The 15914-nt window shown below is 33.2% G+C and carries 12 protein-coding genes; 6 read left to right on the top strand and 6 right to left on the bottom strand.

Annotated elements, in window-relative coordinates:
- The first annotated feature begins 67 nt into the window (after positions 1-67).
- Positions 68-1147, top strand: a complete 1080-nt coding sequence (locus tag EYY60_RS00590) for a sensor histidine kinase (RefSeq protein WP_132987475.1) — start codon at positions 68-70, stop codon at positions 1145-1147.
- Between the two features lie 165 nt (positions 1148-1312).
- Positions 1313-2623 carry a porin gene (locus tag EYY60_RS00595; protein WP_132987476.1) on the top strand — a complete coding sequence of 437 codons (1311 nt, stop codon included), beginning with the start codon at positions 1313-1315 and terminating at the stop codon, positions 2621-2623.
- An 81-nt stretch (positions 2624-2704) separates the two neighbouring features.
- Here EYY60_RS00595 and EYY60_RS00600 read toward each other — a convergent pair whose 3' ends face one another.
- The 3 genes from EYY60_RS00600 to EYY60_RS00610 form a co-directional block, all read right to left on the bottom strand.
- A complete protein-coding gene (locus tag EYY60_RS00600; protein WP_132987477.1) occupies positions 2705-3775 on the bottom strand; it encodes a glycosyltransferase in 1071 nt (356 codons plus the stop codon).
- 240 nt (positions 3776-4015) lie between these two features.
- Positions 4016-4621, bottom strand: coding sequence for a hypothetical protein (locus tag EYY60_RS00605; RefSeq protein WP_132987478.1), 606 nt, complete (start codon positions 4619-4621; stop codon positions 4016-4018).
- Positions 4622-4693: 72 nt separating this feature from the next.
- Positions 4694-8125, bottom strand: a complete 3432-nt coding sequence (locus tag EYY60_RS00610; RefSeq protein ID WP_132987479.1) for a hypothetical protein — start codon at positions 8123-8125, stop codon at positions 4694-4696.
- A 196-nt stretch (positions 8126-8321) separates the two neighbouring features.
- On the opposite strand from EYY60_RS00610, the gene EYY60_RS00615 reads away from it, so the two are divergent.
- Both EYY60_RS00615 and EYY60_RS00620 read left to right on the top strand, forming a co-directional pair.
- Positions 8322-9380: a helix-turn-helix domain-containing protein gene (locus tag EYY60_RS00615; protein WP_132987480.1), complete on the top strand. Its 1059-nt coding sequence runs from the start codon at positions 8322-8324 to the stop codon at positions 9378-9380.
- Positions 9381-9496: 116 nt separating this feature from the next.
- Positions 9497-11737, top strand: coding sequence for a TonB-dependent receptor domain-containing protein (locus EYY60_RS00620; RefSeq protein WP_132987481.1), 2241 nt, complete (start codon positions 9497-9499; stop codon positions 11735-11737).
- A 1-nt stretch (position 11738) separates the two neighbouring features.
- Here the strand turns inward: EYY60_RS00620 and EYY60_RS00625 are convergent, their stop codons facing one another.
- From EYY60_RS00625 to EYY60_RS00635, 3 genes are all read right to left on the bottom strand, one after another.
- Positions 11739-11963 carry a DUF5808 domain-containing protein gene (locus tag EYY60_RS00625; RefSeq protein WP_132987482.1) on the bottom strand — a complete coding sequence of 75 codons (225 nt, stop codon included), beginning with the start codon at positions 11961-11963 and terminating at the stop codon, positions 11739-11741.
- Positions 11964-12129: 166 nt separating this feature from the next.
- Positions 12130-13389, bottom strand: coding sequence for an aspartate kinase (locus EYY60_RS00630; RefSeq protein WP_132987483.1), 1260 nt, complete (start codon positions 13387-13389; stop codon positions 12130-12132).
- Positions 13390-13451: 62 nt separating this feature from the next.
- Positions 13452-13940, bottom strand: a complete 489-nt coding sequence (locus tag EYY60_RS00635; RefSeq protein WP_132987484.1) for a GNAT family N-acetyltransferase — start codon at positions 13938-13940, stop codon at positions 13452-13454.
- Between the two features lie 171 nt (positions 13941-14111).
- Here EYY60_RS00635 and fbp point away from each other — a divergent pair, with 171 nt between their 5' ends.
- On the top strand, positions 14112-15116 hold the full coding sequence (gene fbp / locus EYY60_RS00640; protein WP_132987485.1) for a class 1 fructose-bisphosphatase: 1005 nt from the start codon (positions 14112-14114) through the stop codon (positions 15114-15116).
- 67 nt (positions 15117-15183) lie between these two features.
- Complete coding sequence (locus EYY60_RS00645) at positions 15184-15558, top strand: hypothetical protein (protein WP_132987486.1); 375 nt, start codon at positions 15184-15186, stop codon at positions 15556-15558.
- The last annotated feature ends 356 nt before the right edge of the window (positions 15559-15914 follow it).

The following is a 15914-nucleotide window of genomic DNA, read 5'->3' on the forward strand; positions in this document are numbered from 1 at the left end:
TAAATGAACTTATATCACTTATATGGTGAAAAAAATAATCCTTTAATGGTTAATTGTTTTAATATCAATGAAAATCAATTTTAAAAAAACATACAAATTCGCAATAAAATCGGCCTTGTATATCAGTCTTTTTTCGACAGGATTTGTGCTGATGCTGATGTCTTTATTTTATAAAAACCAATTAAAACATCAAATTGCTTTCGGAATAATATTCATTATTTCGATCTATATTTTTTCTTTTTTGGTTTTGCAATATCGTGTAGAGCGGTTCATTTATCGACGAGTAAAGAAGATTTATGATGAGGTTTCGTTGCTAGAATCAACACCATTGATTAATCAGCCGATAACAACAGATATGGAAACGCTTTCGCGTGAAGTGAAAAAATTCGCCACGGATAAAAAGCTTGAAATCGAAATGCTTGAAATTCGTGAACAATACCGAAGAGAGTTTCTTGGGAATGTTTCGCACGAACTTAAAACGCCTCTATTTACAGTTCAAGGTTATGTTTCAACTTTGCTTGACGGAGCGATGGATGACAAACACATTCGTAAAAAATATTTAAAACGTGCCGAAAAAGGTGTAGAACGCCTTATATATATAGTAGAAGATTTGGATATGATTACCAAATTAGAATCGGGAGATTTGAATTTGAATATGACCGATTTTGATATCGTGGAATTGATTCAGAATGTCTTTGATTTGCTAGAAATGAAAGCCGACAAAAAGAAAATCAAATTAGCTTTTGAAAGTAAAAATGTTCAATCGGTTATTATTCGCGGTGATCAAGATAGAATTCAGCAGGTTCTGGAAAATCTTATTGTGAATTCTATTAAATACGGAAAAGAAGGCGGTTTGACTGAAGTTGGTGTCGTGAATCTTACTAAGAAAAAAGTGTTAATCCGAATCAGTGATAACGGAGAAGGAGTAGAAAAACAGAATATTTCTAGACTTTTTGAACGTTTTTACCGAGTTGACAAAAGCGGAACTCGTTCTGAAGGTGGTTCTGGTTTAGGATTAGCAATTGTAAAACATATTATTGAGGCGCATAAAGAGAAAGTGTATGTTGAAAGTGAATTCGGAATTGGTTCAGAATTTTCTTTCACGCTCGAAAAAGCTAATAAAACGATAAAATCTGAGGTTAAATAATTGTAATTTGGCTTTTTTCAGAAGTCTTAAAACGAAGGTTTTAACATTAAATAAACATTAGGCTTCGATGCCTAACATTAAATTTTTATTATAGTAACATCTGGTTAATGATTTGTTAACATAGGTGATACATCTTTGCATCCTGAAACTAAGGGTAAAAGAAAAATGATAAAAAAACTAGTTCTTGTGATGACAATATTGCTGACAGCAGCAGTAAATGCACAAGATGTAAATCAGCAAAATGTAAACAAACAAGAAGTAAAAAATGAAGTACTTCGTATTTTAGATTCTATCAATAAAGCAAAACTTCCAGAAACAAAGTCTGGAGGAGGTATTGAAGAGCATTGGTACGATAAAATCTCTTTAAGAGGTTATGCCCAAATTAGATACAATGGTTTGTTTTCTACAAATGACAAAGTTGCTTGCGACCAATGTGACAGATCTTGGGGAACAACTTCAACCGCTCCAGATGCAAAAGCAAACAACGGACTTTTTATTCGTCGAGCGCGTTTAGTGTTTTCTGGCCAGGTTCACCCAAATGTTTTCTTCTACTTTCAACCTGATTTTGCTAGTTCTCCAGTAACGGGAATCCAGAATTTTGTTCAAATTCGAGATTTATATTTTGACCTTTCTTTTGATAAGAAAAGAGAATATCGTGTTCGTGTCGGACAAAGTAAAATCCCTTATGGATTCATAAATATGCAGTCTAGTTCACAACGTTTGACTTTGGATCGTCCAGATGCAATAAATAGTTCAATAGCAAATGAGCGTGATTTGGGAATGATTTTTTATTGGGCGCCAGCCGAAATCAGAGAGCGTTTTGCCATGTTGGTAAAGGATGGCTATAAAGGTTCAGGCGATTTTGGGGTATTTGCTTTTGGAGTTTATAATGGACAAATTGCCAATAAAATTGATGCAAACAGAGATTTGAATGTAGTAGCAAGAGTATCGTATCCTTTTGTGATTGGAAGCCAGATTATCGAACCTGGAATCCAGGCTTATGACGGGAAATGGGCTTTTACAGACGAAATTTCTACGGGTGTGATTGTTAACGATCCTAAATATGTGAAAGATGAAAGAGTAGGAGCAACTTTTGTTTTATATCCAAAGCCTTTCGGAATTCAAACGGAATATAATATCGGAAAAGGACCTCGTTATAATCCAGCAACAAATACTGTAGACGAAACGAGTTTGAATGGAGGTTATGTTTTGCTAAACTACAAATGGGATTACAAGAAACAACATATTTATCCTTACGCTCAATTTCAATATTATGACGGAGGCAAGAAATATGAAAAAGATGCCAGAAGTTATGTTGTAAGAGATTACCAATTTGGAATCGAATGGCAACCAATCAAAGCATTCGAATTAACTGCCGAATATGTTATTGCTGATCGAACTTTTGAAGACAGCGCCCGTCCAATTAATAGACAAGAAGGAAATTTGCTGCGTTTGCAAGCACAGTTTAATTTCTAAAAAGAATAAAAAATCTGTAATTATCCGTTTAATCCGCGTTTAAATCGAACGTTGATTAAACGGATTTTTTATTTTAGAGAATTATTCTTCAAAAACTGAAAACAAAGCGTCCCAGTCAATATCACTTTTAAATTGTGTCAGCCCTTTAAACGATTTTACTTTTGAAAGATCTTCAATAGTAAAGTCATCTTGCATTGCATACGGTACTAAATTTTCATTTTGAAGTTTTATGGCCAAATATTCTTGTTCATATTGTCCAGGAGTTGGAATAAAAAAGGCTTTTTTGCCCAATTTTGCCAAATCCATAACAGTCGTATAACCAGAACGGCAAAGTACAAATTCACTTTCGTTGAAGGTTTGTTCCAGCTGTTTTGAATTCATGAAATTGTAATAAGTAACATTTCCTGCCTGCCATTTGTTTTGCACTTTCTCCACAATACCTTGAACAAAAACTACTTTTCCTTTAAAATTTGCTACTTCTTTTTGGAGTTTTTGATCTAAATATGTTCGTTGAGGTTCAGGGCCAGATAAAATAATCATTAAATCATAAACGATTGGCGTTTCCTTTTTCTTCATTCTGCTCAATGGCCCAATGTATTTTAAATTCAGATCATTTGTTTTCAAATGTCCTAAATCTCCAGTAAGATTGGTTTCTTCATTCGAATCCGGAACCCAGCATTCTGTGTATTTTTTGATAATATGTTGATGACATTTGCTCGTAAACCAAGTAGTATTTCCAGTCATGACATTCAATTGATGCGTCATAAATACAGAAGGAACTTTTTTGCTATATACGCCCAAGCGATTGTCTGAAATAATACCGTCAATTCCATGTTTTTTTATCCAAGAATTAACAATCTTTTTTTCGTCTAGAATCGCTGTAATCATTTTTGGAAGATTCTTGATGAGTTTCCATTTGAAATTTTTGCCGTTTTTGGCATATTCAATATGATATGAAGGCAATTCTAGTGTCTGTATGTATGGAAATTCTTTTCGTAATAAAGCGAGCGCAACTCCGTCAGAGGCGATAATCGGGATAAATTTGTTTTCCTGAAGCGCTTTGATAATTGGGATACATCTAGTGGCATGGCCTAATCCCCAGTTTAATGGAGCAACTAAAATTGTTTTGTTCGCAGAATAGTCAATGCTCATAAGTTTATACGCTTTTTAAAAAACGAAGATAAAGAAATATGTTTTTTATGATATTTCGGACATATTACTAAATTATTAACTGAATATTTTATTTGAGTTGCTAAGCTTCTAAGACACTAAGTTTCTAAGAATTGTTTGTTTTGCAAACAAAAAAACCGAACTTATGTTCGGTTTTTAAATGTAAAGTTTTAAAGATTAAAAGCTTAGTGTCTCAGAAGCTTAGCAACTTAGTAGCTTTTTTTAATCCTGAATATAAGTTTTATTTCCATTTTTGTTGATGTAGTATTTACCGCCTTTTGGACCAGTATATACTTTTTTACCGTTGTATTCGCCTGTTACTTTGTCTGGTGTTTTTGGCGCTTTTTCATTAGTTTCTTTTAAAGTCTTAGAAGCTGATTTTTTAGCTTTGTCGGCTTCCGTTTTTGCACTTTTGCTTGCAGCATCAGCTTTTGTTGCTGTTTTTTTTGCTTTGTCGGCCTCAGTTTTTGCTTTTGCGGCTTCTTTATCTGCTGTTTTTTTAGCAGTGCTTGAAGATTCTTTTTTAGCTTTTGTTGCAGCAGCTGTTGCGTCATCAGCTGCTTTTTTAGATTTGTCAGCAGCTTTTTTAGCATCGCTTGCTGATTCTTTTTTAGCTTTTGTAGCAGATGCTGTAGCGTCATCAGCTGCTTTTTTAGATTTTGCTGTTTGCTTTTTAGCATCAGCGCTTGCTTTGTCTGCATCCGATTTTGCTTTTTTGGCAGAAGCTTCGGTTTTACTCTTAGTTGCTTTAGTTGCTGTTACAGCATCTTGAGCATAAAAATTTGAAGAGAAAACCACTAAAAAGCATAGTAATAATAATTTTTTCATAAGGTCAAGAGTTTAAATTTCAATTAAAATTAATCAATTTATTTGTATTATTAAGTAAGTTTTTTCTTAATTTTAAAAATATGCGCGAAGGTTTACGTTTCCTGTGTGTACAGTTGCTCCAGTCTCGCTTTTACGACCTTGATAGTTTAAATTGACATCTAAAAATGATGTTATGTTTTTCTGCAAGAGGAGTTTCCAGACTAAATTTTGTCCTGCTTGAAGTCCTTCAAGTATTTGATAACCGACTGATGAAAATTCATTTCCGGTAAATTTGTTTTCATAAAATGAAAACTCCCCGTTTAAAGTTATTTTCTTTTCTCCAGCAAATGAAAATGAAGTTCCGAGTCTGTTTTGCACCAAAGTTTCTAAATTTCCAATCTGATTTTCTTTATTCTGAAATTCATAAAAGAAATCTAAACTTGTGTTTTTTGAAAATAAATAACTGATTTTAGGCGCAAGCTGATAGCCTTTCAAAGCATAATTTTTTTCTGCAAAATCTTCCGAAACTAAATTGGTTTTTATGGTTTTGGTAAAAAAATTAAAAAGCCATGTTTTTTGAACCAAATGTGTGTATTGCAATTGATGCGAATTATTTGTGACATTTTGTGAACCAACTGAAAGAAGGTTTTTTCCTTTATTGATCAAATAAGAATAAGTGACAGAATGTTTTTGTTTCCCTCTATTAAAGTATAAACTGTTTCGTAAACTCGAATTCAATCCTAAAATGTTTTCTTCTGAGGAATCAAACGGATTCAATTCCAAGCGTTCGCCTTGACTTTTTACTTTTCGATCCATAATAAACGACGTTTGATTATAGAAATATGAGGCGAATTTTTTTATTCCTTTTTCATTTTGCCATTGTGTAGGATTTAATGTCAGCGATTGCGAAAATTTATTCTGATTGGTTTTAATATAAATCTGATTCGGCAAAAAGATTCTGATAAATCGGGCTTGATCTGAAAATTGAGCAATTTCAAATTCTTCCAATTCCTGAATTCCATTGCCATTATAATCGTTCCAAGTATAAACTCCTTGTCCGGTAGGAACTTCAATATAAGTGTATTCCTGCTGTGCAATAGTTCCCGAGCTGGTTTCATAGGCAGCTCCTATTTGCATCAACTGATTAAAAAATCGATCATTGTATAAGATTCTCGAATTTAATGAAGGCTCATTACTTCGATTTGGATCAGTAAAATCCAAATTTCGATAACTCATGTAAACTGCTAAATTTGTCTTTTTGTTCTGAATCAATTTTGACTTCAAATAATAAGTTTGCGAATTGTTTACATGCTGCAAGAATCCGCTTTGCAAACTGTCATTTCGACGCTGTAAAAAACCTATTTCAGCAAAGACTTTTGTGCTGTCGCCGCGACCAATGAAAGCGCCATATTCTGAAAATCTTTGGCTCAAGGCCGAAAACTGATTTGTTGTTTTGTCTTTTTCTTGATTGTCTTCGAGTTGCATGCTGGCTCCAATCCAGTTTTTGCCAAAATGATATTTTGTTCGAGTTTGGTTTCTAATGAATTTTGATGTTGAAGCTGTAGCATCTGAATTCAAAAAACTTCCCTGATTTTCAAAAGTCCATTTTTTTATTTTGAAAAAAGCGGATGTCGTATGACGAGTTCCAGAATAACTTTCACTGAAATCTAATTTCTCAAACTGATAAGTTAATAATCCAACATTCGAAGTTTTCTTTTTGGCAAATAAATCAAAATTGATTCCCGTTGTCAGCAGACTTTGATTGCCAAAAAGAGTAGTATTTAAGTTCCAGTCGCGACTAAATTCAATATTATACAATCGCTCAACCGACTTGAAATTTTCTTCTACATATTGATAATTTGCAAATGCATCCAGCGTCCAGCTTTTGGTAAAAAGACGTTTTTTAAGATTGGTCTTAAAAGCAATTCCTTCGTTGTTTCCATCATCAATGCCTGAAAACAGATTTTTGTCATTGTTGCTTACGGCAAGTTCAAAATCAGCCAGTGTTTTTTCATTCGGATTATATTTTCCTAAAAATGTCGCAACCTGAAGCTTAATCGGCGGAACTAATTGCACAATTGGTTCATAATTTCCTTGCAGAATTCCATTTATTGGCGGCGCATATTCATAAATTCTTTCAACCGAATTGTTGTTCTGAATAATATAATTTCCGGCATTATTTCCAACTAAACTGAATTTTACATTGTACAAAACATCGGCAGGATTGTTTGAATATTCATAAACTTCAACCGCGTTGATCAGCGTTTTTTTATACAAAATTTTATTGTCGGCATATTTATCTTCATAAGCAGAAGGCGCTTTCATCAAATCAGGATTATCTCCAGCATTTTTCAAAATCTGGACTTGATCCGAAGAAAGATTTTGTTGCAAAGGCTGATTTTTCAAATCGCTTTCAGAATAAACATAACCACCAAAACTCCAATTTTTGTTTTCGTGTGTTCCGCCGGCGTACGTTACAAGTCGGTTGTAATTTCGTTCAGAATATTGGTATTCGATATTGATACGCATTTCAGAAGTAATCGTAAAAAGCGATGTAAACACAATTTCGCCAGCATTATAATCAATTACATAGTCATTGTTTTCACCACGTTTCAGCAAAACACCATTGACATAAACGCGTTCTGAGCCTGAAATGACTAAAACATATAATTCGCCATTTTGACCTTTCAATTTATATGGACCTTGATTCCCTTCCTGCCCCGTAAAAGTGCTTTTTGCATATTGCCCTTTTACAAAAGCAACTGATGCAAAAATATTGGTTTTGCTTTTTTCGGTATCAAAATCAAAACTCGTAGAAAGTCCTTGAACTTTTTTGTTGAAATTGAGAAATTGAGTTTTATGATTTTCCAGAAAGACATCGCCTGCGCGAATGTTCCAATCATCACTGAAAAGCTCCATGAAAATATTGTCAAACTGATCTAGTTTTTGCGAGTAACCGCCATCCTGTAGCGGAATATTATTGTCTTGAAGCGAAGCCCGAAGACTTACTTTGTCCGAGATTTTTCCAGTAATCTGTAAATCTAAATTTGAATTTAGAACGGTATTTTGATTATTCCCGACAGTAACGCCACGTGTGATGCTTCCAGAAGTGTTTAAACCATCAAATGGTACAACTTTTTTAGTATTGGAGTTGTCAATTTTATACAACTTTTCAGATCCGGCTTCATTGCTGACCACTTGATCTGATTTGTAAAGACTGTATTCTTTTGTGATGAAATCTGGATACTTTAAATAATTGACAATTAAAGTATCAGAAATTGAAGTGAATTTTTCGTTTAAAAGAAGCGTTCCTTTTTCAAAGTTGATTTTGTAAAAACTGGAATCAATGGGTTGGTTTTTTGTGTTTAAAAGCTCAAAAAAACTGGAATTTATGCTGACATTTTCTAAACGAATCGTGTCGCGCGTTGCAATTACTTTTTTTGTTTTGTACGATGATTCATTTTCCTGCGCATGAAGCCCAGAAAACCAGATGAAAACCGTTAAAACCAGTAATTTTTTCAGCATAAATACTTTAACTCTAAAAAGTCAAAAGTAGTATTTATAATTGGGAAATTATGAGGCTTTTATTTATTGGACAATTGATTGATTTTAAGTTTGTTTTCTGATTTTAAACCGCATTTTTAATTATAATTTGAAGTATTATTCTCATCATAAATCAATCTTTTTTTTAGCTTTGTTCAAGATATAAGAAACTTAAATTATGGATACTAGCAAAGAACTTTTATTCTTTTTTAGTGCTTTAGGAGCTTTCAACGGAATTATTCTAGGTGTTTATTTCTTCTTTTTTACGAAGAAAAAATATTTGACGAATTATTTTCTTGGCGCGCTTTTATTCGCTTTAAGCATCCGAATAGGGAAATCTGTATTTGTTTATTTTCATCCCGAACTTCCAAAAATGTATTTGCAATTTGGACTTACGGCTTGTTTTTTTATTGGCCCTTTTTTGTATTATTTTATTAAGTCAGCGGTCGATGAAGTTCAGGTAATGTCAAGAGCGTGGAAATTTGTATTAGTGTTTTGGGCGACTTTAATTATTGCGGTTGGTGTTTTATATCCGTACGAAATTTATCCGAAATTATGGGGTGGTTATTTTATAAGAATCATTTACATTCAATGGTTTGTATACATTGTTTTTACGAGTTTTGAACTCCGTGGTGTTTTGAAAAAAATCTTCAGCCGAAAAGAGAAAACTTCTCCAGCCGAAATATGGTTCGGAATGTTGTTTTTGGGTAATTTTCTCCTATTTCTATTTTATTTTTTATCCATTATTGGAGCACCTGGCGCTACATACATAAGTGGTGCGGTTGTTTTCTCATTTATATTATACTTGGGAATTTCGATTCTTTTGTACAGAAAAAAAACAGACGATTTGTTTTTATTGAATGGAAAGATTTCTAGCAAAAAAATAGATTTGAAGGAAGCGTCAATATGGTCTGAAAAACTTGAAAATGCCATGTTTGAAAAGAGTTTATATAAAAATCCAAACTTAACGCTTCAAGATTTATCACAAGAAATTAATATTACAAGCCATCAATTATCGCAGTTTCTGAATAATAATTTAGGAAAGAATTTTACCAGTTATGTAAACGAATTCAGAATTAACGAAGCGTGTAGAATTATCACTTCTTCAGATAAATTAACTTTAGAATCTGTCGGTTACGATGTTGGTTTTAATTCTAAATCTACCTTTTTCACAGCATTCAAAAAACATACGGGAACCACTCCACTTAACTACCAGATTCAGGCTTTACAGCCGTAAATTTGGGTATTAATTTATAAATCCGTACTCCTGATTTCGCTTTTTGCAATCTCATTTATTGATTTTCAGATGACTTTTGTTTCAAATAAAAGTCAAACTGCTAATCGTTAAAATTTATGAGATTTATAAAATGGGTTATCCTTTCTGTTTTTTTTCTTGCTTTTTCATCAATAGAAATAAAAGCGCAACGCTTCAAAAATGTTAAAGACAAAAGTTATTATAACGATGATGTAATCCTCGGAAAAAAGCCATTAAAGTCTGCTCAAGATACGGTGCTTAGTAAAGAGAATAAGCAAAATGAGTTAAATGAAGTGGTTATAAAAAGCCAAGCTTCACTGTTAAAATATGGAGCAAACGGAAATATTGAGGTAAATGTAAACGGAACCGTTCTGGCAACAAGCAGTTCGGTAAGCGAATTATTAGGAAGGGTGCCAAATGTTGTGGTCGCCGATGGAGAAATTAGCGTTGTCGGAAAAGGTGAGGCGATAATTTATCTCAACGGAGTTTTGATTAATTACGAACGTTTTGCTGCAATTCCGGTTTCACAGATTCAAAAAATTGAAGTCATTTCCAATCCTTCTTCCAGATACGATGCCGAAGGAAAAGCGGTAATCAATATTGTAACCAAACAAAATAAGGAAAGCGGTGTAATGGGAACGGTCAATCAGCATGTAACAATTTCCAAATTTGGCGGAACGCTTTATAACACGCTTTTGGATTTTAATTATTCAAAAGGGAAATTCTCTTTTGTTACTAATTACGGATTGCAAGTGGGAAGAAACCGCGAATTGCTGTACACTACTAGAACACGCCCAAATCCTGATGATTTTATGAAATCTGAATTGACTACCGATTGGAAAAGAAGATTTAATAATTATTCGAATTTCGGATTTGGAGTTCAATATAGTTTTTCTCCAAATAATTATATTTCATTGGCTTATAGCGGCAATGTGAATGATTTGGGCGGAATTACAGAAAGCAGAAATTCCATTACCAACAATTCCGGAAAGAGTTTTTATGCCACAGATGTTGACCGAAATGATGTCTTACTAAATCAGTTTATTAATTTGAATTATAATTTTACAAACTCTAAAGGTTCTACACTGTTTATAGGATCGCAATTTTCTAATTATAATCAGACCATAGGAGATTTTATTGAAGAAACCAGCTTGGTTGAACAGACAGATTCTGAAAGATATTTAAAGAATAATGTCGGAAGCCAAATCAATATAATTGCAGTTCAAGCCGATTATTCGAAGAAAATAGATGAAAAAACAAAACTCGAAATAGGAGCGAAGTTCAGCCACGCCACGATAAACTCAGGAACAGATTTTTTGATTTCTGATGATGAAATAAATTTTGAGCTGGACGATGTGCTTTCGAGTGATTTTGAATACAATGAAAAAATTGCTGCCGCTTACTTTAATTATATTATGACATTAAACGAAAAAGTCAATTTTTCGCTTGGTGCTAGAGCGGAGCGAACCACTTATAATTTGTTTACAGATGCCAATGGAATTCAAAAATTTGATAAATCGTATGGAAATTTTTTTCCGAATGCACTTTTAAATTTTAATCTTTCAGAAGACTGGAAAGGGCATTTTTCGTATGTTTCCAGAATTACAAGGCCGAGATATCAGGCTTTAAACCCATACGTAATTTATCAAGATCCGTTTACGACCATTGAAGGAAATCCGAATCTGCTTCCTGAGAAAACACATGCTTTTGAGTTAGGGGCAATGTATAAAAAGTTCGATTTTAAAGTGGGATACACTTATAAAATAGATCCGATTTCTGCGGCTGCTCTGCGCGGAGATACGCCAAATAGTTATATTTTAAGAGCGCTGAATCTAGAAAAAGGGCATGCTTTTTTTGCTTCGTTTTCAAGATCTTTCAATGTCAAATGGTGGAATTCTGTTAATACAGCAAGCATTACATGGCAGAAATCTCTAGACAATTATTATGAGTTTGAATTTAGTCCTGTAGAACCTCAGATTTATTTATATACCAATAATACATTTACGATTCCTAAACTTTTTAAACTGCAGCTTTTGGCCTGGTATTTAAGCGATAGAAGTTATGGATTAGGAAGCGAAAACAGCCGATCGACCGTAACTTTAGGAATAGAAAGAAACTTTTTTAAAGATGCGCTAAGACTCAATTTTACTGCAAACGACATCTTTCATAAATTTATGGTTTCTGGTGATTATAATGTGGGACAAACACAAATTTATTATCACAGAACTTACAGCACTAATTATTTTAAATTAATTGCAACGTACAGTTTTGGAAATTCAAATAAGACTACCTATAAAAAATCGGAAGTTGAGCAATCGGAGGATAATAGGGCAAGATAAGTTATTTTACACTTTCGGATAAAATCATTAAAACAAGAATAACCACAACGCAAATGAAAACCGAATTAGGATTTGCAAAGTTGATTGTCCAGCCTAGTTCTTTAATTTTCTTTGGCGGGAACATCCTTTTATCTTTTGGGTTGTAATAAAATATTCCCCAAATCCAATTATTTGGATCATTATGCCAATTGTTTTTTTCTTCCTCGGAAGGTTTTCGATCTTGCATAATTCAGAATTTAAATTTATGAATATAAAGCAAAGTAAGTTACGGACAATATCTATAAAAAATAAGAAAAATAATACTTTTTACATTAAATAAAAAAAGGCTACACAATTAAGTGGAGCCTTTTCTAAAATATATTTGAATTGAAATAATTACCTTATTGTAAGGGCTAGTTTAATTCTTTAGTAACAATCTGCATAGTTTCACGGCTAACTTGTTTTAATAAAACTTCTTTGTTAGCCTCAACTGTTTGCGCTGCATCTTCGGTAAAGTGACGAATTGTATATAAAGTTACATTTTCACTGTATTCTACTTTGAATTTTTTCGAAAGAATTGCATTCAAGTCATTGAAGTTTCCAAATTTATCTTCCACACAAACAGAGAAACTAATTGCTGAGTTCTGGATCAAATTTACTTTGATTTTAAATTCGTGGAATAAACCAAAAATCTCGCTGATGTTTTCTTCCATAATGAAAGAGAAATCAATAGAAGAAAGCGAAATTAAAAGCTGTTCTCTTTTTACGATAAAACATGGATATTGTGGCTCCAAGTCAACACCTTTTGAAACACAAGTTCCTTTTAATAAAGGATTCACGAATGATTTTACGTATAACGGAATCTCTTTTTTCTGTAACGGTTGTAATGTTTTTGGATGAATAACTGTAGCTCCGTAAAAAGCTAACTCGATTGCTTCGCGATATGAAATTTGATTCAACAAACTTGCATTTTCAAAATAGCGAGGATCGGCATTCATAACTCCAGGAACATCTTTCCAGATGGTAACGCTTTCTGCATTCAAGCAATAAGCAAAAATTCCGGCAGTATAATCAGAACCTTCACGGCCAAGAGTTGTAGTGAAATTGTTTTCATCAGCACCTAAAAATCCTTGTGTGATATTTAATTGTTTTCTTGGAACATTTTTGCTGATGTTTTGTTGTGTAGTTTCCCAATCAACTTCTGCATCTCTGTAGTTTGCATTCGTTTTAATGAAATTACGAACGTCAAGCCATTGCGTCTGAATTCCTCTGAAATTCATATAGTGGCTTAAAATATTTGTCGAAATCAATTCACCAAAACTTACAACTTGGTCGTAAACGAAATTGTAGTTTGGCGATTTGTTATGTGCCAAAAAGTATTCTAATTCTTCAAATTGTGCATTTACAGCTGAGAAAACCTCATGATTTTCGTCATCAAATAAATCCAATAATATTTGATTGTGATATTTTTTTATTTCTTGTACAGATGAATTTAATTCTGCTGATTTGTCAAAATAATTCTTGATTACAACTTCAAGAGCATTTGTTGTTTTTCCCATAGCCGAAACTACAAGAATTACATCTTCGTAACCTACTTTTTGTAAAACGTCATATACGTTTTTAATTCCATCTGCATCTTTTACCGATGCTCCTCCAAATTTAAATACTCTCATTTTTTAATTTATAGATTTTAGTTTTTAGATTTCAGTTTGGGGCGAAATCTTACTGTTTTATTTTACAATTTTTCTAGAAATGAATTTAGTCCTGCTTCATCCATTTGAACAACTCTCCATTCGTCAAGAATTCTTGCGCCAGAATTCTCGTAAAATTTAACTGCAGGAGTATTCCAATCTAAGACATTCCATTCTACTCGTCTTACCTTGTCTTTTTTTCCTTGTTTCATGATTTCAGCATAAAGTGCAGAACCTAAACCGGTACCGCGCATTTTTTCTTTTACAATCAAATCTTCAAGATGAATTGTTTTTCCTTTCCAAGTAGAATAGCGGTAGTAATATAACGCAATTCCAACAATTTCTTTTTGTTTTTCTTCGTTTTCAATTTCTGCTACAAAAACATGAAATAATGGTTTTTCTCCAAAACCGTCACGAACTAAATCTTCTTCTGTAACAACGACCGCTTCGGGTTCTTTTTCGAATATCGCCAGTTCCTGAATTAGCCCTAACACCGATTTCATGTCTTCAGGATTTCCTTTTCTAATATTCATATATTCGTATTATTAAGTGTTTATTAGCTAAAAAAGCGTTTTTTTACTAGGTACTTTTTGCTGATAATTAGCAAATATACAATAGTAGTAAACTAACAACATAATTTTTAAATCATTCTCACAAAATAAACGATATTTGTGACTTAAAAATAAAACTACAACGATATAGTAATGGAAGAACGCAATAAAACACTGGGAGAGTTTATTATTGAGAACCAAAAAGCATTTCAGTATTCGTCGGGAGAGCTTTCCCGTATTATCAACTCTATACGTTTGGCAGCAAAAGTTGTCAACTATAAAGTAAACCAAGCCGGACTTGTGGACATCATCGGCGCCGCAGGCGAACAAAATGTTCAAGGAGAAGACCAGCAAAAATTAGATGTCTATGCAAACGAAGTATTTATCCAGACGTTAATAAACCGTGAGATTGTCTGTGGTATTGCTTCTGAAGAAAACGACGATTTTATAACTGTTCAGGGGAGCGACAACAGTCATAATAATAAGTACGTGATCTTAATGGATCCGCTTGACGGATCTTCAAACATTGATGTGAATGTTTCTGTGGGAACTATTTTTTCTGTTTTCAGAAGAATAACTCCAATAGGAACTCCGGTAACAAGCGAGGATTTTTTACAACCGGGAATCAATCAAGTTGCAGCAGGCTACGTAATTTATGGAACTTCAACTATGTTGGTTTATACTACAGGACATGGCGTAAATGGATTTACACTAAATCCAGCAATTGGTACATTTTATCTTTCGCACCCAAACATGAGGTTTCCTGAAAATGGAAATATCTATTCGGTAAACGAAGGAAATTATGTTCATTTTCCGCAAGGAGTAAAAAATTACATTAAATATTGTCAGCGCGAAGAAGAAGATAGACCATACACTTCAAGATATATAGGAAGTCTTGTGGCCGATTTTCATCGAAATATGATTAAGGGTGGCGTTTATATTTATCCGACAAGTTCAAAAGCACCGAAAGGAAAATTACGTTTGTTATATGAATGTAATCCGATGGCGTTTATTGCTGAACAAGCTGGAGGAAAAGCAACAGATGGTTTTGGAAGAATTATGGAAATCCAGCCGACTGAATTGCATCAAAGGGTTCCGTTTTTCTGTGGAAGCAAAAACATGGTTGAAAAAGCGGAGGAATTTATGGCAGAAGTTTAATAACGATACTATCTTTGTAAACGCAACCTTTTTGCATTTTCAGCATCTATTAAATAAAAATAGACATATGAAAAATATATTTGTTTTGGTTGTCCTGGTTTTTACTTTAGTTGGCTGTTCTAATGATGATTCGTCTGAATTAAGAATTCGATTGTCGAATGCCAGTAAATTCAATTTTCAAAATATTATAGTAAACACTTCAACGGGTAATGTGAATTTTCAGAATGTAAATTCTGGACAGAAGTCAGGGTATAAAACTTTTTCGTTAGCATATAGATATGCATTTGTTGAATTGCAAATAGATGGAAAAACCTATACATTACAGCCTATTGATTATGTTGGGGAAACGCCATTGCAAAAAGGGAATTATACATACGAGATTACCGCAAATGATTCTCAAAACCAATACGGAAAATTGAATTTGAAATTAATTAAGGATTAATGTGCAATTCAATTTCATGAAAAAACCCGACAGATTTTTAAAACTTGTCGGGTTTGTTATTTGATAAAAAAAGCAGATTCGCTTTCTTAAATCCATATAATTGCATTTTTTAATCTAAACTGGACTGAAGTCCAGCTCTACAATATAATTTGTTCCTTCGGAACTGAAAGAGAGCTTTGGCTCGGCCCATGTTGTATGGCCGGATTTCAGTCCGGTTTGTGGTTGAAAGTATAAAGCACAAAAAATAAACCCGACAGGTTTTTAAAACTTGTCGGGTTTGTTATTTGATAAAAAAAGCAGATTCTCTTTTTCTTAAATCCATTGATTGCATTTTTTAATCTAAACTGGACTGAAGT

It is taken from the genome of Flavobacterium zhairuonense, from assembly GCF_004352915.1.
GTDB classification, from domain to species: Bacteria; Bacteroidota; Bacteroidia; order Flavobacteriales; family Flavobacteriaceae; genus Flavobacterium; species Flavobacterium zhairuonense.

What these genes read in the sequence shown, in the direction of transcription:
- EYY60_RS00635 (WP_132987484.1), bottom strand. Translation starts at nt 13,940, where the DNA reads ATGAATATTAGAAAAGGAAATCCTGAAGACATGAAATCGGTGTTAGGG.
- EYY60_RS00625 (WP_132987482.1), bottom strand. Translation starts at nt 11,963, where the DNA reads ATGCAAGATCGAAAACCTTCCGAGGAAGAAAAAAACAATTGGCATAAT.
- EYY60_RS00600 (WP_132987477.1), bottom strand. Translation starts at nt 3,775, where the DNA reads ATGAGCATTGACTATTCTGCGAACAAAACAATTTTAGTTGCTCCATTA.
- EYY60_RS00620 (WP_132987481.1), top strand. Translation starts at nt 9,497, where the DNA reads ATGAGATTTATAAAATGGGTTATCCTTTCTGTTTTTTTTCTTGCTTTT.
- EYY60_RS00605 (WP_132987478.1), bottom strand. Translation starts at nt 4,621, where the DNA reads ATGAAAAAATTATTATTACTATGCTTTTTAGTGGTTTTCTCTTCAAAT.
- EYY60_RS00615 (WP_132987480.1), top strand. Translation starts at nt 8,322, where the DNA reads ATGGATACTAGCAAAGAACTTTTATTCTTTTTTAGTGCTTTAGGAGCT.
- EYY60_RS00645 (WP_132987486.1), top strand. Translation starts at nt 15,184, where the DNA reads ATGAAAAATATATTTGTTTTGGTTGTCCTGGTTTTTACTTTAGTTGGC.
- EYY60_RS00630 (WP_132987483.1), bottom strand. Translation starts at nt 13,389, where the DNA reads ATGAGAGTATTTAAATTTGGAGGAGCATCGGTAAAAGATGCAGATGGA.
- EYY60_RS00610 (WP_132987479.1), bottom strand. Translation starts at nt 8,125, where the DNA reads ATGCTGAAAAAATTACTGGTTTTAACGGTTTTCATCTGGTTTTCTGGG.
- fbp (WP_132987485.1), top strand. Translation starts at nt 14,112, where the DNA reads ATGGAAGAACGCAATAAAACACTGGGAGAGTTTATTATTGAGAACCAA.
- EYY60_RS00595 (WP_132987476.1), top strand. Translation starts at nt 1,313, where the DNA reads ATGATAAAAAAACTAGTTCTTGTGATGACAATATTGCTGACAGCAGCA.
- EYY60_RS00590 (WP_132987475.1), top strand. Translation starts at nt 68, where the DNA reads ATGAAAATCAATTTTAAAAAAACATACAAATTCGCAATAAAATCGGCC.